This is a genomic window from Adlercreutzia sp. DFI.6.23, assembly GCF_024462535.1.
Taxonomy (GTDB): domain Bacteria; phylum Actinomycetota; class Coriobacteriia; order Coriobacteriales; family Eggerthellaceae; genus Adlercreutzia; species Adlercreutzia rubneri.
In genome coordinates this window covers 1-298 of record NZ_JANGBP010000565.1, presented here as the reverse complement: position 1 = coordinate 298, position 298 = coordinate 1, and the positions used below count along the sequence as shown (strand labels likewise).

Here is a 298-nt window from a genome sequence, read left to right as displayed (position 1 = left end):
GTCTAAGTGATACATGAGATCGGAGATACGACTGCCCTTGCCGGCGCCGTTCCAGCCCTCGAACAGTACCACGAGCCCCACGCCCTCGTTATGAGCCTGCTGCTGGAGCACCATGGAAACCATGCGTGGCCACTATGATTCTGATAGTGCCTGGGCCGAGGCCCTCGAGGCCGTGGGCATGACCGAGGACGAGTATCGCGACAACATCGCGCTCTCGAGCACTTCCTCGTCCGTGGGCTCGGCAGCGCCTTCGCCCACCTTCTCCTGCAGCTGCTGGGACACCAGAGACAGCGCGATG

Annotated in this window: 1 protein-coding gene; it reads right to left on the bottom strand. The window is 62.4% G+C overall.

The window, feature by feature from the left end:
* The coding region (locus tag NE591_RS14615; RefSeq protein ID WP_256157029.1) for a hypothetical protein at positions 1 to 114 on the bottom strand (114 nt) is incomplete at its 3' end.
* Positions 115 to 298 lie beyond the last annotated feature (184 nt).